Origin of the sequence: Planococcus sp. SSTMD024, from assembly GCF_041320495.1 — a bacterium.
GTDB lineage: Bacteria > Bacillota > Bacilli > Bacillales_A > Planococcaceae > Planococcus.
Map to the genome: position 1 here is coordinate 1 of NZ_JBGGNS010000015.1, position 744 is coordinate 744.

Annotated in this window: 2 protein-coding genes; both read right to left on the reverse strand. The window is 46.8% G+C overall.

The genetic code is table 11. The annotated features are described in order from the left end of the window. Positions 1–498, reverse strand: a 498-nt coding sequence (locus AB9R92_RS02880; protein WP_370668027.1) for a DDE-type integrase/transposase/recombinase, incomplete at its 3' end; no start/stop codon positions are given. An 11-nt stretch (positions 499–509) separates the two neighbouring features. Then, on the reverse strand, positions 510–744 hold a 235-nt coding region (locus AB9R92_RS02885; protein ID WP_483313899.1), incomplete at its 5' end, for a transposase.

The following is a 744-nucleotide window of genomic DNA, read 5'->3' on the forward strand; positions in this document are numbered from 1 at the left end:
GGTATCGACGACAAGGGAGGTCTGTTGGTGCGAATAGAGCCGGTAGGCCACAATTTCGTTGTTAAACAAATCCATGATGGCGGAAAGATACAAGGTCGAACTGCCGTACTGAATGTAGGTGATGTCCGTGACCCATTTTTGATTCGGGGCCGAAGCAGTGAAATTCCGTGCCAAAAGGTTGGGAGCGATAACGACCGATTCTCCTTGCGATTTCCACTTTCGCTTCTTCTTGATGCGACATTGCAAATTGTGTTTTTGCATCAAGCGTTGAATGGTATTGCGATGCCGGACTGTCTGGTATTTTGATTTGAGCAACTTCTTAATTTTGCGGTGGCCATAGCGATACCGGGTCTGCTTGCACAACGCAATCAGATCCCTTTCGACTTGGGTGAGTTCATAGGAGATGCCTTCGGCCATCCACCGATAATAAGTTGAACGTGCTACCCCCAATGCGGTAAGAATCGCCGTGACCGTATATTTCCGGCGATACTGATCCACCAACCGGAGAATTACTTGCTTTCCAACTCCTTTGCGATCTCCAAATACTTTTTTAAGATGTCATTCTCCATCCGCAGATGGGCATTTTGACGATCTTTCTTTTCCAACTCACTGGCGAATTCCGGTCCATGACCGAACGAATATTGCTTGCCAATTGGTTGGTCGAATCGATGGATCTCGTTGTTTCTATACCATTTCATCCACGTCTTGATCTGGGAGACATTCTTGATGCCGTATTTCTCCATG